Genomic DNA, 26,240 nt, shown 5'->3' with positions numbered 1-26,240 from the left:
CTCAAGAAACAAGCGGAAAGGGGGTGAGTGTACGGAATGTACCGGACGAGTACACGAAATTGCTACCCCGCGCCTGCTTTCGCTATGATGGATATCGGTATGTGAAGGGCGCGAGCGATGGATATAGACCAGGCCCTCAGCAAGGTTGCGCGGCCCGCGCGTTACGCAGGCGGCGAGTGGAACTGCGTCGTCAAGGACTGGGATGCGGTCGATATCCGATTCGTTCTCGCCTACCCGGACGTCTACGAGATCGGCATGTCGAATCTCGGCCTTGCCATCCTCTACGACGTGCTGAACCAGAGGTCCGACATTCTCGCTGAACGCGTCTACGCGCCCTGGGTCGACATGGAGGCGGAGCTGCGCAGCCGCGGTCTGCCGCTCTTCAGCCTGGAGACGCGGACGCCCCTGCGCGAGTTCGACGTCATCGGCTTCTCCCTGGGCTACGAGCTTACCTATTCCAACCTGCTGAACATGCTCGACCTTTCCGGCGTCCCTCTGCTCTCGGCGGAGAGAGACCGTAGTCATCCGCTCATCATCGCCGGCGGCACCGGCGCCCTCAACCCGGAACCGCTCGCCGAGTTCATCGACGCCTTCGTGCTCGGTGACGGCGAGGAGGTGGTGCTTGAGGTCGCGGACGTTGTGAAGGGCTGGAAGCGGGACGCCGCTGGCCGGAAGGAGTTGCTGAGGAGGCTTGCAGCCGTCCCCGGCGTCTACCTCCCCGCCTTCTACCGCGTCGCCTACGAGAAGGACGGCACGGTGCGGCAAGTAGAGCCCATCGACGAATCGGCGCCCCCGAAGCTCCACAAGCGCTTCGTGGAGCCTTTGCCGCCGCCGCCTGTGCGGCCGGTGGTGCCCTTTCTCCAGACAGTGCACGACAGAGCGGCCGTGGAGATACAGCGCGGGTGCACGCAGGGCTGCCGCTTCTGCCAGGCCGGCATCGTCTACCGGCCGCGGCTGGAGCGCGGGGTCGACGAGGTGGTGCATACAGCGGAGGAAATCATCGCCTCCACGGGCTACAACGAGCTCTCGCTCCTCTCCCTCAGCACCACCGATCACTCGCAGATCGCCCCGCTTATCGAGGGACTGCGGCGGGCGCTGCCGGAGCGGGTTGCGCTGGCGCTGCCCAGCATTCGCTGCGACAGCTTCTCCGTGAGAATCGCCGCCCTCGCCCAGAGCGCGGGCAAGCGCAGCATAACCTTCGCGCCGGAAGCGGGGAGCCAGCGCCTGCGCGACGTGATCAACAAGCCTCTCACCGAAGACGACATCCTCCAGGCTGCCGAGGCCGCCTTTGCGCACGGATGGACGAACGTGAAGCTGTACTTCATGGTGGGCCTGCCCACGGAGACGCTTGAGGACGTCGAGGGGATTGCCGGCCTGGCGGTGAAGGTGCAGGATACCGGGCGCCGACACCACGGGGGGAGGGCGCGGGTACGCGTTAGCACCTCTAACTTCATCCCCAAGCCGCACACACCGTTCCAGTGGGCCGCCCAGATGGGCCCGGATGACCTGGCCCTCCGCCACGATCTGCTCAGGCGTCGCCTCAAAGGCACCGGCATCGCGCTATCGTGGGAGGAGCCCGCGCACAGCCTGCTGGAAGCGGTCCTCTCGCGCGGCGACCGCCGTCTCGGCCCCGTAATCCTCCGCGCCTGGAAAGCGGGCGCCCGCTTCGATGCCTGGAACGAGATAAGCGACCGGCGGCATTGGGAATCGGCGTTTGCGGAAGCGGGGCTTGACCCTACGTTCTACGCCCATCGCGAGCGCGATCTCCATGAGGTGCTGCCGTGGTCGCACATCGACACCGGTGTGGACGAGGCGTTCCTGCGCCGGGAGTGGCAGAAGTCGCAGCAAGGCGAGACGACCCCCGATTGCCACATGGTCGCCTGCAACGTGTGCGGGCTGGAGAAGCGGGGGTCGCATGGCTGCGAAGAGCGGCTGGAGGCGCTGCGGGAGCAAAGGGGCGCCGGCGCATCGCCTGCCCGCCGGTAGACGCGGCGTTTGTCGTGTCGACGCAAAGCCGGTGAGTACGGGCGCCCGTTGAAGACCGCTCGCAAGGGGCAGCCCTCTGTGCCCCCCGCTCTAATACGTCGACAAACCTGCTTAGGGACTTGACAAGAGCAGAAGAAGATACTTAATATTAATAAAGAACGACTGCTCGTTTTTAAAATCGAATAGTCATTCGGAGCGAACGCTAATGCCGAAGATGAGCGCTGCTCACCTTGAGGCCCGCACGAACGAAATATTGGATGCGGCGGAAAAGTGCTTCGTCAGGAAAGGACTCCACCAGACGACGATGCACGACATCTGTGCGGAAGCGAGGCTCAGCCCGGGCGCCGTCTATCGCTACTTCAAGAGCAAGGACGACCTCATCGACGCCGTGGCCCAGCGCAGGACCCTCGAGGAGATGGGGATCGTGCAGGAGGCGAAGGAGGAGACGTCGCAGGCGCTGGAGGCCTTGGCCGTCGTGGGCGAACGCTTCTGGGCGCAGTTTCTCCGGCCCGATTTCGAGCACTGGGCACGGCTCGACATCGAGATCTGGCCCGAAAGCCTGCGCAACAAGAGGCAGCAGGAGCGCGTCAGGGAACAGCGGGCGGCTTTCCGCTCTGCCCTCGCAGAGATCTGCCGTCTCGCCGTCGAACAGGGGACGCTGCGCCCCGACGTCGACCCCGTGGCGATGGCCAACCTGCTGATGGCGCTCTATCGAGGGCTTCAGCTTCACAAGGCGATCGACCCCGAAGGCGTCGACACCGAAGAGGTGCTCCGGATCCTTATCAAACAGATAAGCCAGCCGGACCTGCTGACGAATGCCGTTTCAGGAGCGGGCGAGGACAGCGGTCCGGAGGAACAGCGATAGCGCCGACCAAGGAGGCACACGATGTTAGAGGCGATTTCGGTCGAGTACTACTACAAGGCGCATGTAGAGGAGCTTAACAGGGAGGCTGAGCGCATATACCGGGCGCGCCAGGCTGAGACTAACGAGAAGCCGCGCGAGCTGAACCCCTCCATTCAACGGGCGAATCTCCCTGTCTCAGGGCTGCGTCCGAAGTCGGCGTGCCGCTGATATCAACCGCTCGCTCTCCGGGGGAACCGGACGCCTCCCGGACGCGAGATCATGGCCCCGCCCAATGAGAAGGCCCCCTTTGGGGGCTTTCTCATTTTGTCTTTCTCCTTGTTCTCCGGAATGATGCGCTTCCACCACGTGTTTTGTTAGCGCATTCGTTGTACACTATGCGCGCTGTCACATGACCGGCAGCGCCATTTTCTGCTTGCGCTAAACGGTCTCATTTCTTGAAGGGAGGTCATTTTATGGTCACCGAAGCGGTACCGGAAGAAGCACGCGACTTGACGAAAGGGGCGATTGAAGGCTTGCTCGGCTTCATCGACAGCGAAGTCGTGCCGCTGGAGGAGAAATACAAGGATATCCTCCACGACGAACGTAAGCTGTTCGGCGAGGATGGCCTGCTGGTGCCTCCGATCAGAGAGGCCCGCGACGGCATCCGCGTCAAGTCCGCCCAGGCCGGCTACTATAGCATGTTCGCCCCCAGCAGCGTCGGCGGTGGCGGCATGCCCTGGGTCGCCTCTCCCCTCGTCCTGGAGGCCATCTACCGGAAGTACGGGCCCGGTCGCGTGTTCATCGGCTGGGCAGCCGGCTTCCTCACCTCTCCGCTATTGGCGAGCTTCGTTGACGGGCCATCCCACCTCTTCCTGGGCGCCAGCCAGGCCATACGCGACGAGGTGCTGCCGCCGTTGCTCGCCGGCGAGAAGACCGTCTGTTTCGGCGTGACCGAGCCCGGCGCCGGCTCCGACCTGTGGGGACTGAAGACGAAGGCGCGCCGAGACGGCGACGAATGGGTGGTCAGCGGCTCCAAGCAGTGGATCACCAACGCCCCGTACTGCGACTACGCCGCCGTCTTCGCTATTACCAACGAGGAAGCTTTTGCGGCCCACAAGGGCGGCCTTAGCTGCTTCCTGCTCGACGCCACTGCCCCCGGCTTCACCAAGGACAGGCCGGAGCGCATCATGGGCCACATCTCCAGCGACTGCGGCGGCTTCACGATGGACGACGTGCGGGTCAGAAACGACTACATGATCGGCGCCGTCGACGGCGCTTTCCAGATCGCCATGTTCGGCATCTCCGAGGGCCGGATGGGTATGGCAAGCTCCTGCCTCGGACTCGCCGAGTGGGCTCTCGACCGCTCGCTTGAATACGCGGCGGAGCGCAAGACCTTCGGCGTCTCCCTCGCCGATCACCAGGCCCTCCAGTTCATGATGGCGGACATGGCCCTGGACATCTTCGCCACCAAGTACATGATCATTCAGACCGCTAACATGCTCGACGCCGGCAAGGTGCCCGTCAAGGAAATCTGCATGTCGAAGGCCTACGCAATCGAGATGTGCCAGCGCGCCTACGACAGGGCGATCCAGATCCACGGCGGCATGGGACTCTCCAGCGAACTGGCGCTGGAGGAGGGATTCCGCATCGCGCGCACCGCCCGCATCCCCGATGGCACGTCGGAAATCCAGCGGAGGACGATCTTCCGTCAGCTCCAGCGCGGCGACACGACTTTCTAGGGCATCGCCGCACAGGGAAAAACAAAAAGGGAAGGGGGCGCAACCCCCTTCCCTTTCTATCTGCCGGAAGCCCTTGGCTACTCGATTTCCGGCCCCGCGCGGTCCTCGCGGAACCACGTCACGGGCCGGTACTCCCTCGGCACGATCCCTTCTTGCTTGAACCGCGGATAGCCCATGACGAGCGAAGTAATGATCCGCCACGGATACTCGATGCCCAGCTTCTCCTTTATCGGCGGCACCTGATTGATGACCTGGGCGAAACCCACCCAGCAACACTTGATCCCCAGCGAGTTGCACACCAGGTTCATGTTCTGCCCGCAGATGCCGGCGTTGATCTCGGGCCCGCTGATGGCGCGCTCATCGCCGAGAATGAGGATCACGGCCGGCGCGTTCAACAGCGGCGGCCCATTCCTCTTAGAAATGCTGCCCATGCCGCCGAGGGCCAGCCGCGGGTCCCACGTCCCCGATTGTTGGGGCGCCATCTCGTAGCCGGCCGCAAGCTGCTTTACGAGGTCGTCGTTCTTGAACATCTGGTAAATCATGTTTACGCCCGCCCAGATCGCCTCGTCCATCTCCTGGAGCAGGGCTTTGTTGGTAATGACGATGAAGCGCCAGGGCTGGCAGTTGCCGGCGCTGGGCGCGAACCTCCCGGCCTCCAGCACCCGCCGGATGAGGTGCTCGGGCACCGGCTTATCGCGGAAGTTGCGGACGCTGCGCCGGTTGTAGATCGCCCGCTCGATCGCGTTCCACTGGTCGGGGTTGCCGTCGGCGTCCTTCGGCTCGAGGGGTAGCCTCGCCGGCAGAGCGTGGGGCTCCGTCTTCCAGTAGCCCTCGTCCACATGATAGGGCTCGACGATCGAGACGGCGCCGCGAGGGCAGGCCACCATGCAGTTGTAACAACTGAAGCACTCGTACTCCTCCTTCAGTTGCGGTGGCTTTCCCGGCTCTGGAGCAGCCCAGGCGCGGAAGGGGCAGTTCTCGTAGCACAACTGACAGCTCGAGCCCCGTGTCCGGCTGCACTTCTCCGGGTCTATCTGCATCACCCCCATGTGCACCGTTTCCGGGCGGAAGATCTGCTTTACGTCCTCCCAGGGCATAGTTTCCTCCTATTTCTGCTGGATCAAATACCCCGTCGTGGTGGCCTGATGCCACAATTCTAGTCGAGCTTGGTTTGTTGGTGCAAAGGCACCCCAGCCGCCGTGTCACCTTGTCCGCAGCCGCTCGCCAGGACCGTAGCGCCCGCCGGGGGAGCGCCGCGAGCGAAGACCTGATAGACTGCTGAAAAGAATCTCCGCCGAAAGGAGACCGAGAGCGTGCACAAGAAGATGCTTGTCCTCTCCCACGCCGCGTGCAAAGGACACGCTCCCGAGAACACCCTCGCCGGTATACGCGCCGCACTCGCGCTCGGCGCCGACGCCGTCGAGGTGGACGTGCGCGCCACCGCCGACGGCATCCCCGTCCTCCTGCACGACGCCACCGTCGACCGCACGACCGATGGTTCAGGCCCGCTGTCAGCCATGACATTCGCCGAAACACGGAAGCTGAACGCCGGCGACGAGCGGTTCCCCGGCGAACGGGTGCCGTCGCTGGAGGAGACGGTACAGGCGGCAGGCGAAATGGCGCTCTTCCTGGAGCTGAAGGAGACGGGGATCGAACGCGCCGTCCTCGATGTCATCCGGAAGACGGACTCCATCGAGCGCTGCACGATCAACTCCTTCCTCGGCGACGCCCTCACCGCGATGCGCCACCTCGAGCCCCGCCTGCCCTACGTCCTCACGGTGGCCGGACGCCCCGACGATTGGGACGAGCTGCTCACGCGCGCTCTCTCACTGAACGCGCAGGGGCTGAGCGTGGAATGCAGCCTCGTCGACGGCGCCCTCATCGAAAAGACGCTTCGTCGCGCCATGCGGGTCTACTCGTGGACGGTCAACGAGGAGAGCGAGATGCTGCGCCTTATCGGGCTGGGAGTGGACGGCATCATCTCCGACTTCCCCGACCGCGTACGGGAGGCGCTCGTCCACCGTCCTTGGCCCTGACGCAACGGCGTATAATCGAAGTGGAGGATTCGAAGGGACGCGATGGAGAGGGCGGCCGGCACCGTCACCCTGATGGGCTCCGGCGAAATGACGAAGTCAATGGCGCGGGTCCATCGTTGGGTCATGTCGAAGATAGAGGGGCCGGTGAGGGCCGTCTTCCTCGACACGCCCGCCGGCTTCGAGCTGAACGCCGACAACCTTTCGCGCCGCGCCGTCGAGTACCTCGATCACTACCTCGGCGTCTCCTGCGCCGTCGTCTCCTACCGCTCGAAGGAGAGGGCGACGGAGCGGGATGTCCGGAGCGCCGTCCGCAAGATCGAGCGCGCAAACTACATCTTCGCCGGGCCCGGCAGCCCCACTTACGCCATCAAGAACTGGCGCGGGACGCCCGTCTGGGAAGCCGTGGTGCGTCGTGTATCCGAAGGGGCCCACCTCGTGCTGGCAAGCGCTGCCGCCATCGCCCTCGGCCGCTACTCTGTTCCCGTCTACGAGATATACAAGGTGGGCGAAGACGTTCACTGGGTGGACGGGCTCGACCTTCTGGGAGCGTATGGGCTCGAGCTTGCCGTCGTCACCCACTGGAACAACACCGAGGGCGGCACCTACGACACCCGCTTCTGCTACATGGGCGAGCCGCGCTTTCGTCTCCTCGAGCAGGCCCTTCCGCCGACTGCCGCTGTCCTCGGGATCGACGAGTACACCGCCTGCACCCTCGATTTCGCCGCCGACGAGGCGAAGGTAATGGCCGCAGGCACCGCGACGGTGCGCCGTGGGGGCGAGGAGCGCGTGTACCCCAGCGGCAGCTCGTTCAGTCTCGATGAGTTGCGGGCGGTTGTTGCGACGCCCGCTCAACTGACGGCAGAGAAAAGAGAGACCCTCGACGAGGCCGGCCGGGCGTTGCGGCAGCGCATGGAGCAGGCCGCGCGCGCGGTGACGGCGGGCGACGGCGAAGCGGCCGCGCTGGCCGACGTCGCGGAAGAGCTGTACGAACTTGCCGCGGCTGTCGATAGGGCGGAAGAGGCGGGCGTGCCGGAGCCCCTGCTTGCGGAGGCGCGCGGCAGCCTGGGGCAGGTGGTCGTCGATTGGGGCAGACGGGTCTCTCCCTCGCCCGAAAGCGTGGGCGACGTTGCCCCGTTTGTGGAGACACTCCTCGAAGTCCGCTCGCGGCTGCGTGAGATGCGGCAGTGGGCGCTCGCCGACGAAATCCGCGACAGGCTGACCTCCCTGGGCGTCATCATCGAGGATCTTCCGGAAGGCACGCGCTGGCGCCGCCCTGCCTAGCGCTTCTGCGCCGTCCCCCGTGTCTTTCGCTCGCCAGCTCCCGCGCCCGCCGGAATATCCCGTCGAACATCTCCTCTGTCAGCATCCCTGTGAACGTATTGCGCTGACTGGGGTGGTAGGAGCAGAGCACGATGCGCCCGTCGGGAAGCGCCGCCTCGACGCCGTGCCCGAACGGCGGCCGCCCGCGGAGGCCGGTGGACAGCGCGACCACGTTGTAGGCGAACCCGCCGAGAGGAACTATCACTCGCAGATTCGCCAGCAGCTTCAGCTCCCTGACCAGATAGGGCATGCAGTTGTCGCGCTCGCGGGTCGTAGGGCGGTTGGCGGGCGGCGCGCACCTCACGGCCGCCGCGACGTACGCACCCGCGAGCTGCAGACCGTCGTCGCGGTGAACGCTGGACGGCTGGTTGCCGTAGCCCGCGCGGTAGAGCGCGCGGAAAAGCCAGTCGCCGGAGCGGTCGCCAGTGAATATGCGTCCCGTGCGGTTGCCCCCGTGGGCCGCCGGCGCCAGCCCGACGACGAGCAGTTCCGCCGCCGGATCGCCGAAACCGGGCAGCGGCCGTCCCCAGTAGTCCCAATCGCGGAAGGCGGGCCGCTTTTCCCGCGCTACCTGTTCGCGCCACTGCACCAGCCGCGGGCACTTGCGGCAGACCACCACCTCACGGGTCACCTGCTCCAGCGAGTCCATGCTTCCAGTCTACCATCCGTCACCTCGTCTGAAGAGCTTTTCCTCGTTTGGTATACTGGAATTGAAAGGCGCCGCTTCTTCCCGGACTGAAGGAGGCGCACATGACCACCCCCATCGAACCCATCACCGGTCGGAAGTACCGGCTTCTCATCGACGGCCGCTGGCAGGACGCGTCGACGGCAGAGACGTTCGAGCGCCGCAACCCCGCCGACGGCTCGCTCGTCGCGACCTGTCCTCTTGCCACCCGGGAGGACGTCGACCTCGCCATAGCGGCGGCGCGGCGCGCCTTCGACGGCGGTGTCTGGCCGCAGACGGGCGCGAAGGAACGCTCCGGCCTCCTGCGGGCGACGGCGGACGCGCTGCGCAGGGAGTCGGACTACCTGACGCGGCTGCTCGTCAGCGAGGTTGGGAAGACGGTTCGCGAAGCGTCGGTGGAAGTGCATATGACGGCCGATGTCTTCGATTACTATGCCGGCCTCGCCCTCGACCTGCGGGGCGACGCAATCAGCGACTACGTGCCTGATACGCTGGGGCTGGTGCTGAAGGAGCCGGTGGGCGTCGTCGGTATAATCACGCCCTGGAACTACCCGCTCCAGCTCGCTGCCTGGAAGATCGCTCCCGCGCTTGCCGTCGGCTGCACGATCGTGATCAAGCCGTCGCAGTTCACGCCCGCGTCCACCTACGAGCTGGGACGCATCCTTTTGGAGGCAGGCGCGCCTCCCGGGGTGGTGAACGTGGTAACGGGCAAGGCCGCCGTCGTCGGGGAGCGGATAGCGGCCAGCGAGGCGGTGGACAAGGTCTCGTTCACCGGCTCCACCGAGACCGGGCGCCGCATCATGCAGCTCGCCGCATCCAACGTGAAAAAGATATCGCTGGAGCTCGGCGGCAAGTCGCCCAACATCGTTTTCGCCGACGCCGACCTCGACGCTGCGGTGCCCAACGCGCTTATCGGCGTCTACGTCAATGCCGGGCAGATCTGTCAGGCCGGATCGCGTCTCCTCCTTGACCGGAAGATACACGACGATTTCCTGGACCGCTTTCTGAAGTTCACGGCGGCGCTGCGGGTCGGCAACCCGGCCGACCCGCAAACTCAGATGGGCCCGCTGGTCTCCGAAGGGCAGCTCGAGCGGGTGGCGTCGTACGTGGCGGCGGGCAAGGAGGAGGGCGCGAAGCTGGTGCGAGGAGGCGCGCGCCTCGGCGGCGAACCTTATGACAGAGGTCACTTCTTCGAGCCCACGGTCTTCGACGAGGCGCGCAGCGGGATGCGCATCGCGCAGGAGGAGATATTCGGGCCTGTGCTCTCGGTGATCACGTTTGAGGACGCTGACGAGGCGCTGCGAATCGCCAATGAGACGATGTACGGACTGGCGGCGGCCATCTGGTCGAAAGATATCGATAAGGTGATGAGGCTTGTCAGGGGTATCAAGGCGGGCAGCGTCTGGGTCAACTCCTATCATGGCTCCCGCATACCGCACATGCCCTTCGGCGGCTACAAGCAGAGCGGCATCGGCCGCGAGCTGGGGCGCGAAGGGCTGGAGCCGTTCCTGGAGACGAAAAGCGTACAGATCAAGTTCGCCTGATCCCCCGCGGAGGGACGGACGCAGGCCCAAGGAGGTGGTTGGAATGGAGGCAGGATCAAGCCGAGCGCTTGCTTCTCGCGTGCTCCGGCGGTCGGACACACTGCCGTCCCTGCGGCTTACGAACGTGGACGGTGAAACGGTCAGCACCCGCGGCTACTACGGAAGGCGGAACCTCGTCCTCTTCTTCGTCGGCAACCTGCGGTGTGACGATTGCCGTCGCCTGCTGCGCGCCCTCGCCGAAAAGCACGATGAGATCAGGGGAGAGGAGAGCGAGGTGATTGCCGTCGTTCCCGGCAGCCGCGAGGAGGCGCGCAAGGCGGCGGAAGAGATGCGCCTCCCCTTCCAGGTGCTCGTCGATCCCGATGGCGAGACGCACCGGCGCGTCGGCGCCGCCCGCGAAAGCGGGCCGGCGGCGGCCATTATTGTCGTCGACCGCTTCGAGGAAGTGTATGAAGCGCGCTACGAGAGAGAAGGCCACCGTCTGATGGACGCTGACGCCGTCGTCCGGTCGCTGCGCTTCATCGAGGTGCAGTGCCCGGAATGCGGGGCACCCGAGTGGCCTGTCATCGAAGAGCCTGCCCTGAGGCAGCGGGGGTAGCAAAGGAGTTGCGGATGGTCCAGCTCACGGAGAAGGCGAAGAAGCTCATCGGGGCGCCCAATATCGGCAACCTCGCGACCCTTATGGCCGACGGCACCCCGCATCTGACGCCTGTCTGGGTCGACTACGAGGACAACCACGTGCTCGTCAATACCGCTGAGGGGAGGCAGAAACTGGTCAACGTTCGGCGCGACCCGCGTGTCGCCGTGTCCGTGTTCAACGCTGATAACCCCTACGAAATGGTGTCGATCCGCGGACGCGTCGTCGAGACGACGCATGAGGGAGCGGACGAGCACATCGACAAGCTGGCGAAGAAGTACCTGGGCCGGGAGCGATATCCTTTCCGGAGGCAGGGTGAGCAGCGGGTCATCATCAAGATTGAGCCGGAGCACGTGATGGGCTCGTCCTGAGGTATGCGGTCCCCTTAAGCCGGAGGGACCTGGCCTCGCCAAGCGCCCGTTTCCTCCCCGCGGGACTCGATGAACTCCTTGAACCGCTTGAGGTCGGACTCCACCTGCCGCGAGGCAAGACCGAGGATGTCGCCCACCTGTTCCGCCAGGTTCTGCGGATCGTAACGCATCTCGAGGTCGATGCGGGTATGCCCGTGTACGCTCTCGAAGCTCACCATTCCTGCATTGGGAGTGCCCTGTTGGGCCCGCCACACAATGCGACGGTCCGGCACCTGCTCCGTTATCTCGGCGTCCCACTCCTTCCTCCGGCCGGCGATCTGTGCCACCCAATGAACGTGCGTGTCATCGAGCTGTTCGACTTCCACCACGCCCTGCATGAACTTGGGGAACTCCTCGAACTGCGTCCACTGGTTATAGGCCGTGCGCACCGGCACGTTCACTTCAATTGATTTGTGTATTCTTGACATATCTTGCACTTCCTCCACCCAGGACTTCCGCCACGCGTTCATCGTCGGTTTTGGCTGCAGCGAAAGTCATTGACCGCCGGTCAACGGGGCCGCGCCCGCGGGCCGCCCCTCCTCCGGACTCGGCCTGCGCACGCAATTGTCACGGCTCGCCGTTAGATCTTGAGACGTTTTGAACTGGGTGGATGCTAGCATCGCAGGGCAATTACGCAAGCAGCGCGAGAGGAGAAAAGGCACAATGGCGGACCCAATTCAACTGCTGAGAGAACAGCACAAGGAGGTGCTGGACCTGTTCGACCAGTTCAAGAAAGCGGGCGACAACCGGAAAAAGAAAAGCATTGTCGACAACGCTTCCCTCAAGCTCATGATGCATACGCAACTGGAAGAGGACTCTTTCTACCCCGCCATCCGTAGTCAGGGCGGAGAAGCGGAAGACCTCGTCGACGAGGCGATCGAGGAGCATCACGTGGTCAAGATGCTCATCTCGGAGCTGGCGGACATGAAGCCGCAGTACCCTCGGTACGACGCCAAGTTCATGGTGATGGCGGAAAACGTCAGGCATCACGTCCAAGAGGAAGAGTCTCAGCTCTTTCCTGCGGCGAGGAAGATGGGTGACGAGCGGCTGATGAAGCTCGGCGACGAGATGTCAGGGAATTGGCGGAAGATCGAGCAGGAAGTGACGAAAAGCCGGGGAAAAAGAAGAGCAGCCTAACAGGGAAATATCGCCTAAGCTCCTGTCCCTCGTACTTCTTCACGCCTTTTTCACGAAAGGTTAGAGGGGTTTTATGCTACTATCACAGTGGAGCACTAATCTTGAGGCGGTTTGCGCGGCGGGCAGATAGCAGGTTTATGGTGATTGAAAAGGAAGGAGAGCGCCCGCGAGTCCTTCTTGTCGAGGACGACGCAGCCGTAACCAGGATCCTCAGCTTGCTGCTACGAAACAGCGGGTTTGACGTTACCGGCGTTGAATCGGGCAAGGAGGCATTATTCGCGCTGGACGTTAAGCCGTATGATGCTGTCGTTCTGGATCTTGGGCTGCCTGACGGCCTGGGCGGGGAGGTCTTGGGGAAGCTGCACAGCGTTCCGCGGGACTGTTTTCCCGTGTGGGTGGTGATATCCGCTCTTGACGAGGACGAAGTGGTCAGGAGGTACGGCTCGATTGGCGGGCCATTCCTGCCCAAGCCGTTCGACCCTTTGCGTCTCGTCGACTTGCTCGAAGACCAGATCGAGCGTTGCCGATCGACCCACAGCTGAGAAACTTGCCCCTTCTATGGAAGCCCACGCCGGCGCTTCGTGCCCTCGCCTCCGGGCTGTTCCCCGGAGACCACGCTGATCTCTCCCGAAGGCTCCACGTCCACGTCCTTCACAACTCTTGAATCGAAGGCACAATCTCGCTCATTCTTCGTCTCCTGGGCTTCTGCCCGTGCCACCGGTCCCGGTTTCTCTTCATGTTATCAGCGGCGGCGATCTCCGCCGAAAGCGCTCGGCCCGTCCTTCACGGTTCTTTCATGCCGATGGCGTCATGATTCACACGGCCTGCACGGGCTCGATCTAGCATTCAATGTTGACGGCGAGACAATCTCCGTGAAGGAGGAGGAAGATGATGGAAAGGACGGAAGGTCACGAGGTTGAAGAGCGCCGTACGTGGTGGGACCCGATTCGCGACACGATCGACTGGATCATCGCAGCGCTCGTCGTCGTGTTGATCCTTGCGGAAGCGGCGCTGGGGCTGCGGCTTGGCTTCAAGATTGCCGAGGCCAATCCCGGCAACAACTTCGTCGACTTCATTTACGACCTGACCGCCTGGATGATTAAGCCGTTCAGCGGCGTGTTTGAAGACCGCAGCGTCAACGGCGGTGTCTTTGAGCCGGGCACCTTGATCGCGATGATCATCTATTTCATCGCGGCTGTCCTGCTCATCGCGCTGCTCCGATGGCTAGCTGTCCTCACACGTCCGACCGGCGGCCGCCGCGTGATGGTCGGCAGGTAAGGGCCGGAAGGTCAACAGGCCTGAATATCAGGGAGGCGAGGATGACCTCTCAAGCGCAGTTGGTACGCAAAATCGAGCCGGACGGGCATCGCGACGGTGCCGAAGGTTCGAGCCTCACGACGCTCCTGGCAAAATACGCTCTCCGGGCGCGACGGCTCAAAGGTAAGACGCAGGCCAACATAGCGAGAGACGCTTGGCTGGACAACAGCTACGTTTCTCGCCTGCTGTCGGGCCAGCGTGCCAATCCGAGCCGTGATGCTCTGATTCTGCTCGGCTGTTGGGGACTGGAGCTCTCGGTGGAAGAGATGGACGAGTTGCTGATCGCCGCCGAGTTCCGGCCCCTGGTGCTGCCGGCAAGCATTCGCTGAGGACCGCCGTCTAGAAAGTAGACGAGAGGAGGAGGGCGGCATGTGCCTGTCTTGTGGTTGCGGAACGCCGGATGATGACCGCGGTGATGAGAGGAACATCACAATGGCCGATCTCGAAGACGCGGCAGACGCCGCCGGCCTGACCGTCGATGAGGTGGTGGACAACATAGAGGCCACCCTCTACGGCCGCGAAGAGGAAAGGGAAATCGCCTAGTCCCTTCAACTGAGGGGAGTGGAGGCGGAAGGGGGCTGAGGCGTCCCATTTATTGGGGCGCCTCGGCACAAGGAACGGAGGTGGTGAATTGGGAGTGTGCGAAGTCTGCGGGAACGAGTACGACAAGACGTTCCAGATTACGATGGCTGGGGAGACTGCCCCCCACATCTTCGATAGCTTTGAGTGCGCCGTCCACGCCCTCGCTCCCCGCTGCGAGCACTGTGGGTGCAAGATTATCGGCCACGGCGTGGAGGCCGCCGGCTCTTACTTCTGCTGCGCAAGCTGCGCCAGCATGGTGGGTGTAGCCGGCCTCAGAGACCGTCGTTAGCCCGCCGTCCATGAGAGAGACCGTGATTAGAAGGGGGTGGAAATGCCCCGGTCCATATGGAGCGGAGTAATCAGCTTTGGCGTGGTAAGCATACCGGTCAAGCTGTATCCCGCTACCAAGAGCAAAGACATATCGTTCAATCTGCTGCACAAGACGTGCGGCACCCGGCTCAAACAACTGCGCTGGTGCCCCTACCACGAGACATCCGTCGAGTGGGAAGAGGTCGCGCGCGGCTACGAGTACAACAAAGACCAGTACATAGTGCTCACGGACGAGGACTTCGAGAAGCTCCCTCTCCCCAGCAAGCGGGTCATCGAGCTATCCGCTTTCGTGCGCTCGGACGAAATCGATCCCGTCTACTACGAGAAGAGCTATTACCTCGAACCGGCGCCGGAAGCGCTGAAGCCGTTCGCCCTCCTGCTTCGAGTGCTCGAAGAGCGGGGGCTCGTCGGCATCGCCAAGGTCGCCATACGCAACAAGGAGCACCTTTGCGCCCTCCGCCCGCGCGACAGCAACCTCATGCTGGAGACGCTTTTCTACGAGGACGAGGTCCGCGTGGAGAAGACGGAACTGGGCGAGATGAAGGTGACCGACCGCGAGATGCAGATGGCGGCGACCCTCGTCGACGTGCTCACGGAGCCCTTCAAGCCTGAAGAGTACCAGGACGAATACCGTGTCGCCCTCACGGAGCTCATCGAAGCGAAGCGCGAAGGCAAGGAGATAGTGGAGGCGCCTGTGCCCGCCGGCGCGCCGGTGATAGATCTCATGTCGGCGCTGCGGGAGAGCGTTGAGGCGGCGCGGAGGCGCAGGGAGGAGCGCAGCAAGAGGGAAGAGAGACGCGGCGCAGCATAGCGGGACGCCGCATCGTTTGAGAGATGCTGGAAGAGTACGCCGGAAAGCGCGATCTGGAGCGGACGGGAGAGCCGGCGCCCGAACGGCGCGAGGAAAAGGGGCCGCTCACCTTCGTGGTGCAGAAGCACGCTGCCCGCCGCCTCCACTACGACCTGCGCCTCGAGCTTGGAGGGGCGCTCAAGTCCTGGGCCGTTCCCAAGGGCATCTCGCTCGACCCCGAAGAGAAGCGCCTGGCGGTAATGGTGGAAGACCACCCGATCGAGTATGCCGCCTTCGAGGGCGTCATCCCCGAAGGCGAGTACGGGGCGGGTGAAGTCATCGTCTGGGACAAGGGCACCTACTCGCCCGAAAGCGAAGGCCGCCTCTTCTTTAACGACCGCCGGGAAGCGGAGAAAAGGATGCGACGGGGACTCGACGAAGGGAAGGTGAGCTTCGTCCTCAACGGCAAGAAGCTTAAAGGCTCGTGGACGCTGGTCAAGCGCGCCGGCGGCGAGAACGACTGGCTCCTCATTAAGCATCGCGACCCCTCCGCAAACGGTGGGCGCGACATCCTGGAAGAAGAACGCTCGGTCGTCTCGGGCCTGACGATCGAAGACCTGAAGGCCGGGCGCGTCCCCCCGTCCAGGGAGAGCGGAGAAGGGCCGGCGGAGCTTCCCGGCGCAAAGAAGGCGCCCTTTCCCCGCGCCGTCGAGCCCATGCTCGCCACTCTCACCGACTCCGCCTTCTCCCACCCAGACTGGCTCTTCGAACCCAAGCTCGACGGCATCCGGGCCGTCTGCCTTATTCACGGTGACAAGGTGCGCCTGACCTCACGCCGCGGCAACGACATCACCGGCAACTACCCCGCGCTCGCCGACGAGCTGGGCCAGCAGCCGGAGCGGAACATTGTCCTTGACGGAGAGATCGTCGCCCTGGACGAGGAGGGGCGTCCATCCTTTCAGCGCCTTCAGCAGCGGCTAAACCTGACCTCGGCGGCGGACATACGCCAGGCCGACCGCCGCATACCCGTCGTCTACTTCGCTTTCGACCTCCTGTATCTCGGCGGCTACGACCTGCGCGGCGTGCCCCTCGAACAGCGGAAGGCAACGCTGTCGCGCATTCTTGTCCCCACCGACCACGTGCGCTTCCTCGATCACTTCTTCGAAGAGGGGACGGCTGCCTACGAGGCGGCCGTCGAGCACGGACTGGAGGGTGTCGTGGCCAAGCGCCGCGACAGCGCCTACAAGTCGGGCCAGCGCTCGCCGCTCTGGCTCAAGGTGAAGGCGGTGAGCAGCGACGAGTTCGTAATCGGCGGCTACACGCCCGGCGAGGGCAGCCGCAGGCGCACGTTCGGGGCCCTTCTCTTGGGCGAGCACGATGAGAAAGGCAGGCTCCGCTACGTCGGGCACGTCGGCTCAGGGTTTGACGATCGCACGCTCACGGAGCTGCGCAGGCGGCTCGACGGCCTGAAGACGGAAAAGCCTGCCCTCACGGGCGATATCCCCCGCCAGCAAGCGATCTGGGTGCGCCCCGAGCTCGTCGCCGAGGTCAAGTACGCGCAGCGCACGGAGGAAGGGCGGCTGCGCGCCCCTGTCTTCCTCGGCCTGAGGACGGACGTCGCGCCGAAGCAGGTGGGACTCGTGCAGGTCGTCCCGCCGCCCGCCGGCGCGAAGGAGAAAGAGGCGTCCGCTCCAAGATCGGACCTGCGAAAGGACGCCGCGAAGGTGCTCGACCAGTTGGGGCGGCACGGCAAGCGGCTGACACTCGTCGTGGAGGGGCACAGGCTCACCCTCACAAATCTCGACAAGCCGTTGTGGCCCGCCGTCGGCAAGAGGCCGCCCCTTACCAAGGTCGACCTGCTCATCTACCTGACCCGCGTGTCGCCTTACCTGCTGCCCCACCTGCGAGACCGTCCCCTCACGCTCAAGCGCTACCCGGACGGCATAGAGGAAGAGCACTTCTTCCAGAAGCACTGGGAGCACCCGCTGCCGGAGTTCGTGGAAACGGTCACGCTGTATTCGGAGCAGTTCGATGAGGACCAGGAATACCTGCTCTGCAATAACCTGCCCACCCTCCTCTGGCTAGCGCAGCTCGCCGATATCGAACTCCACACGTGGTACTCGCGCATCAACCGCGAGCCCGACGGCGAGCACCTGTCCACCAACTTCACCGGCTCGCTCGAGAGGATCAGGGGCTCCGTGCTCAACTACCCCGATTTCGTCGTCTTCGACCTCGATCCGTACATCTACGCCGGGAGCGAGGGCAAAGGCGATGAGCCCGTCCTGAACCGGAAGGCCTTCGCGAAGACCCGCGAGGTCGCGCGCTGGCTGCGGGAAGTCCTCGCTTCGCTTTCGCTTTCCGCCTTCCTCAAGACGTCCGGCAAGACGGGACTGCACATCTACGTCCCCATCCTGCGCCGGCTCGACCACGACGCCGTGCGTTCGATTGCGGGCACAATCGGGCGCTACCTCATGTCGCAGCACCCGCGGGAGATCACGATGGAGTGGTCGGTCGAGGAGCGCCGCGGGAAGGTCTTCTTCGACCACAATCAGAACGCCCGCGGCAAGACGCTCGTCACCGCCTACTCGCCCCGGGCGCTGCCTGAGGCGACGGTGGCGACGCCGCTGCTCTGGGAAGAGCTCGACGACGTGTACCCGACCGATTTCACGATGCAGAACGTCCCCGACAGGCTGGCGAAGGTCGGCGACCCGTGGCAGGGAATACTGGAAGCGAAGGCCGACCTCGGGCGGCTGCTCGAAGGACGGCAGCAGGGGCGCGGCACGGGCGAGCGGGGAAGGCTGTCGACGGAGTTGGAGAGCGCCGCCGAGGAGCCGCCGCGACGCAAACGGGGGAGGAAAAGAGGATAATGCAAGTCCAAACGGCATCAGCCAGGAAAACGGGGGCCGGCCCGGCCCCAAGGAAAGGAGCAAGACATGCCTGAATTCGTCGATCCCTTTCGCGGCAACCTGCCCGACAGAAAGCTCACTCTCGGAGAGCTGATAAGGGCAATCCGCCTGGACGTCGCGGCAGAAGAAGAGGCGACCCATCTCTACGTGGCGCAGGCCGAAGCCACCGACAACGAGCTGGCGAAGAAGGTCCTGCTGGACATCGCCGATGAGGAACGCGTCCACGTGGGCGAATTCATGCGCCTGTTGAGCATCCTGACGGAAGGCGAGGAGGACAGGCTGCTGGCGGAAGGCGCGTCCGAAGTCAATGAGATGGCGGCGGGAATCAGCCCGGCGGAGGAGGCCGCGGCGGCGGAAGCAGGAAAAGAGGCCGCCGGCGAAGGTTTCACCGTCGGTTCACTGCGGGACTAGAAACGAAGGAGTAGCAAGATGCACAAGTTCCTTGAGCGGGAATCGGCCCCGCTGGAGGCCCAGACCTGGGAAACACTGGACAAGGCGATGAAGGGGGTGGTAAAAAACGTCCTCGCGGGCCGGAGGCTGCTCGAACTGGAAGGGCCGTTCGGGCTGGGACTGAAGGCCGTCCCCCTGCGCGACGTCGAGGTGCAGCCGGGCATGTCCACAAGCCCGTTGCTGCCGCTCACACTGCTTCATGTCGAATTCACCCTCGGCCGGCGCGACCTCGCCGCTTTCGAGCGCGACCGCTTCCCTTTGAACCTCGGTCCCCTCGTCGAAGCGGCGACGGAACTCGCTCGCCTGGAAGACGGTCTCCTCTTCAACGGCGGCCCCGGCGCTCCCGGCCTGCTCACGCTCGACGGCGTCAATACCGCATCCCTCTCTCCCTGGGACGAGATGGGGGCGGCGGCGCAGGACGTGATAAACGCCGTTACGGCACTCGATGCCGCCGGATTCCACGGGCCCTACGCTCTCGCCCTTCCCCCGGCGCGCTACAACCTCCTGTACCGTCGCAATCTACAGGGAAACATCAGCGAGCTCGAGCACGTCCGGACGATCGCCACGGAAGGAGTCTTCAAGGCGCCCGTTCTCGAAGACAAGGGCGTGGTCGTCGCCTTTGGCCGCCAGTACGCTTCGATAGTCATCGGGCAGGATATGTCGATAGCCTTTGTCGGCCCAGTGGGAGATAGTCTGGAATTCACGATTGTGGAGAGTCTGGCCCTCTTCGTCCGGCAACCGGGCGCAGTCTGCGTTCTCGGCGCGTGAGCGGGAGGCGTTGCGGCCTCGGAGAAGCTAGCGGCGGTCTCTACTCGGGCGGCCCGGCGGCGCTTCTTGCGTCGGCTCCGCGTCAGCCGGCGTCGGCAGGGCGGCCGTAGGGACCGGCTCGACGGTCGGCGCCGGCTCAACTGTGGGCGGCTGCTCCTGGGGCGGCGGAGCGGGCGGCTCTGCGGGGGCGGCAGGCGCCGCCGGTACCGCTTCCTGGGGAGGTGCAGGCACGGCCGTGGGAGCGGGAGCGACCGCGGGAGGCCGGCTTTGCACGGGCGCGGTCTGGTAGTCACTTCTGTACCGTACGCCGAAGTACCGCAGGTACTCCTGCGCCAGATAGCGCTTCCACTCTGTGAGCTGCTCCGGAATGCAGCTCGGACAGGCGGCGATCTCCTCGCCTCCCCAGTGGTCTTTGCTCTGTCTCTCGAGCGCGTCGACCGCGAACAGGCCGCTGACGGCTGCGCAGCCGATGTCGCCGGTCACGGGGATGCCGCTGGGCACGCAGACCGTCGCCTCCACCAGGCCGTCCGGCCGCACGAACTCATGCGGCGTCTTCCCCTCCAGCGCGATCAACATGATGTCGTGCCATGCGGCGCCCGCTATCGTCGTGCTGTAGATGTTTCGCATCATGCTGTTGTCGCTGTTGCCGATCCACACGCCGACCGCGACGTCGCGCGTGTATCCTACCGACCAGGTATCGTTCGTCGGCTTCGTCGGGTCTTCGGGGTTCGACTTGAACGGTTCGCTCGTGCCGCTTTTCACCGCCACCTGCCAGCCGGGGATGGCGAGGACGCTTCCCCGCCCGAAGATCATCTCGCGGTTGCTGTCGTCCGACAGGATGCTCGTAATCATGTAGGCGTAATGCGGTCCGATGACGGGCAATGTCTCCGGCTTCGTGTTATCGATCAGCACGTTGCCGTGGGCATCGGTGGCCTGAAGGACGCATACGGGATCGAGCTGGCGGTTGCCGGGCGGGAGCGAGAGGACGGTGCGCGCACCCGCCATCGAGCCCTCGTTCGCGAAGACGCTGTAGGCGTACGTGAGGTCGAGCAGCGTCACATCGGTCCCGCCGAGGGTAACCGCCGGCCCCACGTGGCCGTCAAGGGTAGTGATCCCCATGGCTTTCGCCGTACGCACCATCTTGTCCACGCCGATCCAGAGGATCGTCTTGAACGCGGGGATGTTTAGCGAGTTTCCCAGCGCCTTCTTGACCGGCAGCACCCCATACGTTTGACCTCTGCCCGGGTTGCGCGGGGTGAAGACGGTGCCGTCTTCCTCCTGGTAGTTGATCGGGGTGTCGATTACGGGCCAGTCCGGGCCCCACCCCTCCATGAAGGCCGTGACATAAGTGAAAGGCTTGAGCGTGGAGCCCGGCGCGTTGAGCGCGAGGGCGTTGTTCACCTGCCCCTGGATGTCCTCGCGGAAGTAATCGCGACTGCCGACCATCGCCAGTATCTGGCCCGTCGCCGGCTCGATGATCACGACGGCGCCGTTGTGCGCGCCCGTCGACGCCTCGTGTCTTTGCAGGTGCTCCTCCAACTTGGCGTTGGCGCGCGCGTTGAGGAACACGTCGAGTGTCGTCCAGACCTCGAGGCCGCCGTGGTAGAGGGCGTCCTCGCCGAGCGTCGATTTTATATAGTCGCCCACGTACATCACGAAGTGGGGCGCCAGGAACGGCGGCGGCGAGGGCTTCAACTGCACCTCGTCCACCTTTGCCAGGTACAATTCGTCGAAAGAGATGAAGCCGTGCTCGTACATCAGGTCGAGCACCTGGTGTTGCCGCATCTCCGCCACGTCGAAATGGGTAAGCGGGTCGTAGCGGGCAGGCGACTGGGGAAGGCCGGCGAGGAACGCCGCCTGCGTCAGAGTGAGGTCCTTTGCCGGAACGCTGAAGTAGTGGCGGGCGGCCGCCTCCACGCCGATGTACGTGCCCCCGTACGGCGCCTCGTTGAGGTACCACTCGAGGATCTGGTCCTTGTCGTAGCGGCGGGTCAGCTCGAACGCTATCGTCATCTCCCGCAGCTTCCGGCCGACCGTCCGCTCTGCGCGCTCCTCAGGGGCGAAGTAGAGCATCTTGGCGAGCTGCTGGGTGATCGAACTGCCGCCGCTTCCCTGGAAGAACTCCTCGCCGGGGCGGAAGTTCTCGAAAGCGGCGCGCAGCAGTCCTTCGAAGTTTATCCCCGGGTTCGAGTAGAAGGTCGGGTCTTCGGTGGCGAGCGTCGCCTTGATCATCCACGGCGACACGCCTTCAAGGTCGACCCACTCCTGGTACCCCCGTTCCTCATCCAGGAACTGGTACAGAAGTATGCCGTTGCGGTCGTATATCTTTGCGCCGCCGCCGTGGGAAGCGATTACGTCGTCCGGCGCCGTCAAGCCGCTGGTGACGCCGGCGTAGTAGCTGAGGGCAACGAACAAGAAGAGGACGATAACGAACCCGACGGGCAGGGAGACGGCGGCCAGCAAGAGCAAAGGCCAGGGAAGAGAATCGCCGTTGGTGCGATGACGCCGCCAGCGCCGGTAGTGCGTTCGCAATCGATATCCTCGAATTCCCTGCGGCTTCGGACTGCTCAGAGCGCTTGCGTTCATCGAGAGCGTAAGGCGGGAGGCGTTACAACTGCAGAAGGTCTTCACGCCTTCCATTTCAAGAGCGTTCGACAAATCCGCCGCTGCCGTGTCCCCCGCTCCGGATGTGCGTGGCGAGAGGCCGGTTGCGATATTTGCGTCATGCTTTTTCAGACGGTGTTTATGGCTTCGACAGGGTCCGCTGCTATTCTTACGACGAAGACGATGCCTCGCATTGAGTTGTCCTGAGGCTAGGGCGTAGCTTGCGGTTCGGGGACCCCGCAAGCTGCGCCACGGCCTTGGAGGGGCCGGAAGCAGTTAGGAACAGGAAAGAAATGGAGAAAGAAGTGAGCCGCACATGGCGGCTCGCTTCTTTCTCGTCCGCCCCCTCATGCCGCCGTCGCCAGGGTGCTGGCATCGAACATGTAGCCGATGCCGTGGAATGTCCTTATTAAGGCCGGCTTGGCGTGGTCGGCCTCCAGCTTCCGCCGTAGCCGCGATATCCATACCCGCAGATACTGGAGATCGTTCCGGTACTCCGGGCCCCATACCTTGCTCAGCAGCTCCGCATTGAGCATGACGCGGCCGGCGTTGGTGGCCAGCACCTGCAACAGCAGCCACTCCGTCCGCGTCAGCGTGATGATCCGCCCTTGCTTGCGCACGAGCCTGCGGTCGAGGTCTATCTCCACGTCGGCCACCTGAAGGACGTCCTGCGAGCGGTTGGCGCCCAAACTGCGCCTGAGTACCGCCCTGACGCGGGCGCTCACCTCCTCCGGGTTGAAGGGCTTGGGAATGTAATCGTCTGCTCCCAGGTCGAGCCCGCTTACCTTGTCTGCGTCCGTGTTCTTCGCGCTGAGGAATATGATCGGCACGCTGGAGCGCTCCCTCAGCTTGCGCATCACCTCCAGCCCCGTCATGTCCGGCATGACAATATCGAGCAGCACGAGGTCGGGCTTCTGCTCTTCGACTGCGCGGAGCGCGGCCTGCCCGTTGGGGGCCGTCACTACCCGAAACCCCTGCGGCGTCAACTCCAGCTTCAACAGCCTCAGTATGCCAACCTCGTCATCAACGGCCAGGACGAGCGGTTGCGAGCTCATCTCATCCTCCTCCACCTGCTTTCTCGAACCAAAGACAAAGTAATACTAGCGGCGGCCGGTGCAGCGCCCGTGAAGACATAATGAGGGTTTGTGAAGAAAACGTGACAGATACCGGAAAGCCCGTTGCAGATGCGTTCAACAGCCCGGTCCCGTAGGCAAGGGACGGGCGCGGGTGTAAGATGAGAGGCGGCAAGCGCAAGGGAAGGCGTCGGTGCAATGTGACGAACCGTTCGTCTATTGAGTTTCTCGACGTGGCCGCGCACGACCTTCGCACCTGGGTGACGATCATCTACGGCGGCGTCAACCTCCTCAAGAGCCGCTTTCAGGAGATGGACGAGGAGAACCGGCTCCTCCTCATCGGTGACATTGAGGGGGCCTCCGAGAAGTTGCGGCAGGCCGTCGAGGGGATGCTCCTGCTTGCCCGCCTGGAGGCCGGCCGCGCACCGGCCGCTGCCCCGTTGCATCTCCACGACGTCGTGTCCCAGGTCGCCGCCGCTTTCTCCGGGTTGAGGCCCTCGCGTCGCCTGCATACTGAAATAGAGGAGACCGGTCCCGTCGTTGCCGTCCGCGCCCATGTCGAGTATGTCCTGCGCACTCTCCTCGTCGACATGGACCAGGTGGCCGCCACCGAAGCCGTCATCGATGTTCGCGCCGGGGGCCGCTCTGCTCGCGAGGCGACGATATCCGTGCTGGCACCGGCGGAGCAGAAGCCGCAGGCGGAGTTCCTCGCGCTTGAGTACGGCGGAGGCGGAGAAGGATCGCACGGCAGACACCTGGCGCCGCTGGTTGTGCGGCGGCTGCTCGAGGACCAATCGGGGAGCATGACGGCAAGGCTGACGCCGGAAGACGCCATCGAAGTGTCCTTCACTGTTCCTTTGGCAGGCTAACTCCGGCGCAGGCGTCGGCTTCTTCACCAAATCTTCACAAAGCTCGTTCTTTATTCACAAAGACATCACAAAGTGCGTATAACATCTTGCTGGTCGTCTTGCCTGTGGACAACGAAGAAGAAAGACACCTTCCAGCGCCGGCTGGCACAAGGGAGGGGACCACCAGGAGAAGACGTGCTAAAGGGGACGGTGGCTTTCCCCGGGCACCCGAATTTGACGGGCCTTCCCGCTCAGTTACAATAGACTACGGACGTTAGAGGCGGGGGTACTGTATATGGCGGCGGAAGCGGCGAGGGCCGGGTCTCTTCACACTCCACTTGCGGCCCTGATCGACACGGCGCACGTGCTCGGATCACTCGCCGGTCCGCAAGAGCGGATCGAGCGCGTACTCGGGCTGCTCGGCGCGCTCGTGCCCAACGACGGCTGCGCGCTGATCGAACAGGGAGATGGCGAGCAGCGTTCGTTCACCTTCTTCCCGCGGGAGCTTCGGGACGTTCCCCGAATCAAGGAAACCCTCACCGACTGCCTGAAGAAGCTGTCAAGAGACGCAGTGTCTACCATCACGTACGAATCACGTCCCGATATCGCCGGAGTCGTGCCGTGGCGATCATATGCCGGCGTCCCCGTGATCGGCGTGGAGCGAACGCTTGGGCTGCTCTTCGTCGTCCGTGACGAGCCCAACGCTTTCAGCGAGAGCGACTTTCAGCTTCTCGCCCTCGTGGCTTCGCAAGTGGGCGCCTATCTGGGCGCGCTCCATATCCGTAAGCGGGAGCAGGCGCTGGCCGAGCAGATGCGCTTTCAGGCCCGCATGCTGGACTCCATCAATCAGGCGGTCTTCGCGACGAACCCGGACCGCAACATCGTTTATTGGAATCACGCGGCGGAGGAGCTGTTTGGCTGGAAAGCGGGAGATGCTATCGGCCGGCCTCTCAACGAAGTAGTCCCGCCTTCTCCCGACGGCGGCGCAGAGATCCGTGAGCGCGTGATGGCGGGAGAAACGTGGTCGGGGCAGCTCCGCTACCGCCGCCGCGACGGCTCTCTTTTCCCCGCCTTTGTGGTCGCCTGGCCGATGTACGACGGCGAGGGCGCCTATTCGGGCGCTGTCGCTGTCATCGCCGACATCACGGAGATGAGGCGTATGCAGGAAGAACTGGAGCACGCGAAGGCGTACGTCGACCGTCTCTTCGATTCCAGACTCATCGGCATCCTCGAGGCCAATCCCGAGCGGATAACCGCCGCCAACGACGCCTTCCTCGATATCGTCGGCTACACGCGCCAGGACCTGGAGGAATGCGGCATCGACTGGCGGGCGATAACGCCGCCGGAGTTCGCCTACCTCGACGAGGCCGCTCTTGACCAGTTGCGCGTATATGGTGAAACGACCCCGTTTGAGAAAGAGTACATCCGCAAAGACGGCACGCGCGTACCCATACTCATCGGCGGCGCTCTCATCCACGAGGAGCCGATGGAGTGGGTGTGCTTCGTGCTTGACCTGACGCAGCAGAAGAAGGCGCAGGAACAGCTCGACAGGATGCGCAGTGAGTTCATCGGCACCATAAGCCACGAACTGAAAACGCCGCTCACCGCCATCAAAGGCTCCGTCGCCATCGGTCTGTCCGAGCGGACGCCGCCGAGCCCGGAGGAGGCGCGAGAACTATTCATTGTCATCGATGAGCAGTCCGAGCGGCTGCGCGAGCTCATCGTCAACCTCCTTGACATGACGCGGATCGAAGCGAACGCTCTGCCGGTGCGCCCGGAGAAAGACGACCTCGAAAGCATAATCGAAGACGCCCGCACGACATTCGTCCGCGGCAGCCCCCGGCATCGCGTGAACGTGCAGATAGATGGCTCGCTCCCGCCGGTGAAGGCCGATCGGCGGAGGATCGTGCAGGTGCTGACCAATCTGTTGCGCAACGCCGCCGACGCCTCGCCGGAACCGGCAACGATAACGGTCTCGGCCGAGTCCGACGGGGACTGCGTCACAGTGCGCGTTCAGGACCGGGGAAGGGGGATACCGGCCGATAAGCTGCCGATCGTCTTCGAGAAATTCGTCCAGATTCACCCCACGGGCAGGAGGGGCACCGGCCTCGGCCTTCCCATATCGAAGGGTATCGTGGAGGCGCATGGCGGCAGGATATGGGCGGATAGCCCGGGAGAGGGGAGAGGCGCGACCTTCAGCTTTACTCTTCCCATCTACCAGGAGTGAATGCTTC

General features: G+C 64.0%; 25 protein-coding genes. 20 read left to right on the top strand and 5 right to left on the bottom strand.

Features of this window, described 5'->3' with window-relative positions; translation table 11 throughout:
• Window positions 1–117 precede the first annotated feature (117 nt).
• The 4 genes from QME71_08765 (at window position 118) to QME71_08750 (ending at window position 4,569) form a co-directional block, all read left to right on the top strand.
• Window positions 118–1,986, top strand: a complete 1,869-nt coding sequence (locus QME71_08765; GenBank protein ID MDI6858390.1) for a TIGR03960 family B12-binding radical SAM protein — start codon at window positions 118–120, stop codon at window positions 1,984–1,986.
• A 205-nt stretch (window positions 1,987–2,191) separates the two neighbouring features.
• On the top strand, window positions 2,192–2,851 hold the full coding sequence (locus QME71_08760; GenBank protein MDI6858389.1) for a TetR/AcrR family transcriptional regulator: 660 nt from the start codon (window positions 2,192–2,194) through the stop codon (window positions 2,849–2,851).
• 21 nt (window positions 2,852–2,872) lie between these two features.
• A complete protein-coding gene (locus tag QME71_08755; GenBank protein ID MDI6858388.1) occupies window positions 2,873–3,058 on the top strand; it encodes a hypothetical protein in 186 nt (61 codons plus the stop codon).
• Between the two features lie 245 nt (window positions 3,059–3,303).
• A complete protein-coding gene (locus QME71_08750; protein ID MDI6858387.1) occupies window positions 3,304–4,569 on the top strand; it encodes an acyl-CoA dehydrogenase family protein in 1,266 nt (421 codons plus the stop codon).
• 77 nt (window positions 4,570–4,646) lie between these two features.
• Here the strand turns inward: QME71_08750 and QME71_08745 are convergent, their stop codons facing one another.
• A complete protein-coding gene (locus QME71_08745; protein MDI6858386.1) occupies window positions 4,647–5,666 on the bottom strand; it encodes a nitroreductase family protein in 1,020 nt (339 codons plus the stop codon).
• A gap of 216 nt (window positions 5,667–5,882) precedes the next feature.
• On the opposite strand from QME71_08745, the gene QME71_08740 reads away from it, so the two are divergent.
• Window positions 5,883–6,605, top strand: coding sequence for a glycerophosphodiester phosphodiesterase family protein (locus QME71_08740; protein ID MDI6858385.1), 723 nt, complete (start codon window positions 5,883–5,885; stop codon window positions 6,603–6,605).
• Between the two features lie 42 nt (window positions 6,606–6,647).
• The gene (locus QME71_08735; GenBank protein MDI6858384.1) at window positions 6,648–7,886 is read left to right on the top strand and encodes a hypothetical protein; all 1,239 of its coding nucleotides are present in this window, start codon (window positions 6,648–6,650) and stop codon (window positions 7,884–7,886) included.
• Here QME71_08735 and QME71_08730 read toward each other — a convergent pair.
• Window positions 7,840–8,574 carry a uracil-DNA glycosylase gene (locus QME71_08730; protein MDI6858383.1) on the bottom strand — a complete coding sequence of 245 codons (735 nt, stop codon included), beginning with the start codon at window positions 8,572–8,574 and terminating at the stop codon, window positions 7,840–7,842. The genes QME71_08735 and QME71_08730 overlap by 47 nt on opposite strands.
• A gap of 101 nt (window positions 8,575–8,675) precedes the next feature.
• Between QME71_08730 and QME71_08725 the strand changes: the two genes are divergently transcribed.
• From QME71_08725 to QME71_08715, 3 genes are read left to right on the top strand one after another with little or no spacing between them, the layout of a single operon-like run.
• Window positions 8,676–10,154 carry an aldehyde dehydrogenase family protein gene (locus QME71_08725; GenBank protein MDI6858382.1) on the top strand — a complete coding sequence of 493 codons (1,479 nt, stop codon included), beginning with the start codon at window positions 8,676–8,678 and terminating at the stop codon, window positions 10,152–10,154.
• A 43-nt stretch (window positions 10,155–10,197) separates the two neighbouring features.
• Window positions 10,198–10,752 carry a redoxin domain-containing protein gene (locus QME71_08720; GenBank protein MDI6858381.1) on the top strand — a complete coding sequence of 185 codons (555 nt, stop codon included), beginning with the start codon at window positions 10,198–10,200 and terminating at the stop codon, window positions 10,750–10,752.
• Between the two features lie 14 nt (window positions 10,753–10,766).
• Window positions 10,767–11,162, top strand: coding sequence for a PPOX class F420-dependent oxidoreductase (locus QME71_08715; GenBank protein ID MDI6858380.1), 396 nt, complete (start codon window positions 10,767–10,769; stop codon window positions 11,160–11,162).
• 14 nt (window positions 11,163–11,176) lie between these two features.
• On the opposite strand, the gene QME71_08710 is transcribed toward QME71_08715, so the two are convergent.
• Entirely contained in the window at window positions 11,177–11,629 is a 453-nt protein-coding gene (locus QME71_08710; GenBank protein MDI6858379.1) for an SRPBCC family protein, read from the bottom strand.
• Window positions 11,630–11,864: 235 nt separating this feature from the next.
• Here QME71_08710 and QME71_08705 point away from each other — a divergent pair, with 235 nt between their 5' ends.
• The 9 genes from QME71_08705 (at window position 11,865) to QME71_08665 (ending at window position 19,481) form a co-directional block, all read left to right on the top strand.
• Complete coding sequence (locus tag QME71_08705; GenBank protein ID MDI6858378.1) at window positions 11,865–12,338, top strand: hemerythrin domain-containing protein; 474 nt, start codon at window positions 11,865–11,867, stop codon at window positions 12,336–12,338.
• A 101-nt stretch (window positions 12,339–12,439) separates the two neighbouring features.
• A complete protein-coding gene (locus QME71_08700; GenBank protein ID MDI6858377.1) occupies window positions 12,440–12,880 on the top strand; it encodes a response regulator in 441 nt (146 codons plus the stop codon).
• 346 nt (window positions 12,881–13,226) lie between these two features.
• Window positions 13,227–13,616 (top strand): YggT family protein, encoded by a 390-nt coding sequence (locus tag QME71_08695; protein ID MDI6858376.1) that lies wholly within the window; start codon window positions 13,227–13,229, stop codon window positions 13,614–13,616.
• A 41-nt stretch (window positions 13,617–13,657) separates the two neighbouring features.
• Window positions 13,658–13,984, top strand: a complete 327-nt coding sequence (locus tag QME71_08690) for a helix-turn-helix transcriptional regulator (GenBank protein MDI6858375.1) — start codon at window positions 13,658–13,660, stop codon at window positions 13,982–13,984.
• A gap of 302 nt (window positions 13,985–14,286) precedes the next feature.
• Window positions 14,287–14,526 (top strand): hypothetical protein, encoded by a 240-nt coding sequence (locus QME71_08685; GenBank protein MDI6858374.1) that lies wholly within the window; start codon window positions 14,287–14,289, stop codon window positions 14,524–14,526.
• A gap of 42 nt (window positions 14,527–14,568) precedes the next feature.
• Window positions 14,569–15,378: a Ku protein gene (locus QME71_08680; protein ID MDI6858373.1), complete on the top strand. Its 810-nt coding sequence runs from the start codon at window positions 14,569–14,571 to the stop codon at window positions 15,376–15,378.
• Between the two features lie 23 nt (window positions 15,379–15,401).
• Complete coding sequence (gene ligD / locus QME71_08675; protein ID MDI6858372.1) at window positions 15,402–18,224, top strand: DNA ligase D; 2,823 nt, start codon at window positions 15,402–15,404, stop codon at window positions 18,222–18,224.
• Window positions 18,225–18,290: 66 nt separating this feature from the next.
• Window positions 18,291–18,674: a ferritin family protein gene (locus tag QME71_08670; GenBank protein ID MDI6858371.1), complete on the top strand. Its 384-nt coding sequence runs from the start codon at window positions 18,291–18,293 to the stop codon at window positions 18,672–18,674.
• An 18-nt stretch (window positions 18,675–18,692) separates the two neighbouring features.
• A complete protein-coding gene (locus QME71_08665; protein ID MDI6858370.1) occupies window positions 18,693–19,481 on the top strand; it encodes a family 1 encapsulin nanocompartment shell protein in 789 nt (262 codons plus the stop codon).
• Window positions 19,482–19,508: 27 nt separating this feature from the next.
• On the opposite strand, the gene QME71_08660 is transcribed toward QME71_08665, so the two are convergent.
• Complete coding sequence (locus QME71_08660; GenBank protein MDI6858369.1) at window positions 19,509–22,013, bottom strand: transglycosylase domain-containing protein; 2,505 nt, start codon at window positions 22,011–22,013, stop codon at window positions 19,509–19,511.
• Between the two features lie 419 nt (window positions 22,014–22,432).
• Window positions 22,433–23,140, bottom strand: coding sequence for a response regulator transcription factor (locus QME71_08655; protein ID MDI6858368.1), 708 nt, complete (start codon window positions 23,138–23,140; stop codon window positions 22,433–22,435).
• Between the two features lie 218 nt (window positions 23,141–23,358).
• On the opposite strand from QME71_08655, the gene QME71_08650 reads away from it, so the two are divergent.
• A complete protein-coding gene (locus tag QME71_08650) occupies window positions 23,359–24,027 on the top strand; it encodes a histidine kinase dimerization/phospho-acceptor domain-containing protein (protein ID MDI6858367.1) in 669 nt (222 codons plus the stop codon).
• Window positions 24,028–24,301: 274 nt separating this feature from the next.
• Complete coding sequence (locus tag QME71_08645) at window positions 24,302–26,233, top strand: PAS domain S-box protein (protein MDI6858366.1); 1,932 nt, start codon at window positions 24,302–24,304, stop codon at window positions 26,231–26,233.
• Window positions 26,234–26,240: the final 7 nt, after the last annotated feature.

The organism is Dehalococcoidia bacterium (assembly GCA_030018455.1).
In the GTDB taxonomy this organism is placed as follows: Bacteria; Chloroflexota; Dehalococcoidia; order DSTF01; family JALHUB01; genus JASEFU01.
This window is presented reverse-complemented; position numbering and strand designations above follow the sequence as displayed.

What these genes read in the sequence shown, in the direction of transcription:
- QME71_08755 (MDI6858388.1), top strand. Translation starts at nt 2,873, where the DNA reads ATGTTAGAGGCGATTTCGGTCGAGTACTACTACAAGGCGCATGTAGAG.
- QME71_08645 (MDI6858366.1), top strand. Translation starts at nt 24,302, where the DNA reads ATGGCGGCGGAAGCGGCGAGGGCCGGGTCTCTTCACACTCCACTTGCG.
- ligD (MDI6858372.1), top strand. Translation starts at nt 15,402, where the DNA reads ATGCTGGAAGAGTACGCCGGAAAGCGCGATCTGGAGCGGACGGGAGAG.
- QME71_08710 (MDI6858379.1), bottom strand. Translation starts at nt 11,629, where the DNA reads ATGTCAAGAATACACAAATCAATTGAAGTGAACGTGCCGGTGCGCACG.
- QME71_08715 (MDI6858380.1), top strand. Translation starts at nt 10,767, where the DNA reads ATGGTCCAGCTCACGGAGAAGGCGAAGAAGCTCATCGGGGCGCCCAAT.
- QME71_08680 (MDI6858373.1), top strand. Translation starts at nt 14,569, where the DNA reads ATGCCCCGGTCCATATGGAGCGGAGTAATCAGCTTTGGCGTGGTAAGC.
- QME71_08750 (MDI6858387.1), top strand. Translation starts at nt 3,304, where the DNA reads ATGGTCACCGAAGCGGTACCGGAAGAAGCACGCGACTTGACGAAAGGG.
- QME71_08720 (MDI6858381.1), top strand. Translation starts at nt 10,198, where the DNA reads ATGGAGGCAGGATCAAGCCGAGCGCTTGCTTCTCGCGTGCTCCGGCGG.
- QME71_08730 (MDI6858383.1), bottom strand. Translation starts at nt 8,574, where the DNA reads ATGGACTCGCTGGAGCAGGTGACCCGTGAGGTGGTGGTCTGCCGCAAG.
- QME71_08695 (MDI6858376.1), top strand. Translation starts at nt 13,227, where the DNA reads ATGATGGAAAGGACGGAAGGTCACGAGGTTGAAGAGCGCCGTACGTGG.
- QME71_08760 (MDI6858389.1), top strand. Translation starts at nt 2,192, where the DNA reads ATGCCGAAGATGAGCGCTGCTCACCTTGAGGCCCGCACGAACGAAATA.
- QME71_08765 (MDI6858390.1), top strand. Translation starts at nt 118, where the DNA reads ATGGATATAGACCAGGCCCTCAGCAAGGTTGCGCGGCCCGCGCGTTAC.
- QME71_08745 (MDI6858386.1), bottom strand. Translation starts at nt 5,666, where the DNA reads ATGCCCTGGGAGGACGTAAAGCAGATCTTCCGCCCGGAAACGGTGCAC.
- QME71_08735 (MDI6858384.1), top strand. Translation starts at nt 6,648, where the DNA reads ATGGAGAGGGCGGCCGGCACCGTCACCCTGATGGGCTCCGGCGAAATG.
- QME71_08725 (MDI6858382.1), top strand. Translation starts at nt 8,676, where the DNA reads ATGACCACCCCCATCGAACCCATCACCGGTCGGAAGTACCGGCTTCTC.
- QME71_08670 (MDI6858371.1), top strand. Translation starts at nt 18,291, where the DNA reads ATGCCTGAATTCGTCGATCCCTTTCGCGGCAACCTGCCCGACAGAAAG.
- QME71_08665 (MDI6858370.1), top strand. Translation starts at nt 18,693, where the DNA reads ATGCACAAGTTCCTTGAGCGGGAATCGGCCCCGCTGGAGGCCCAGACC.
- QME71_08705 (MDI6858378.1), top strand. Translation starts at nt 11,865, where the DNA reads ATGGCGGACCCAATTCAACTGCTGAGAGAACAGCACAAGGAGGTGCTG.
- QME71_08690 (MDI6858375.1), top strand. Translation starts at nt 13,658, where the DNA reads ATGACCTCTCAAGCGCAGTTGGTACGCAAAATCGAGCCGGACGGGCAT.
- QME71_08655 (MDI6858368.1), bottom strand. Translation starts at nt 23,140, where the DNA reads ATGAGCTCGCAACCGCTCGTCCTGGCCGTTGATGACGAGGTTGGCATA.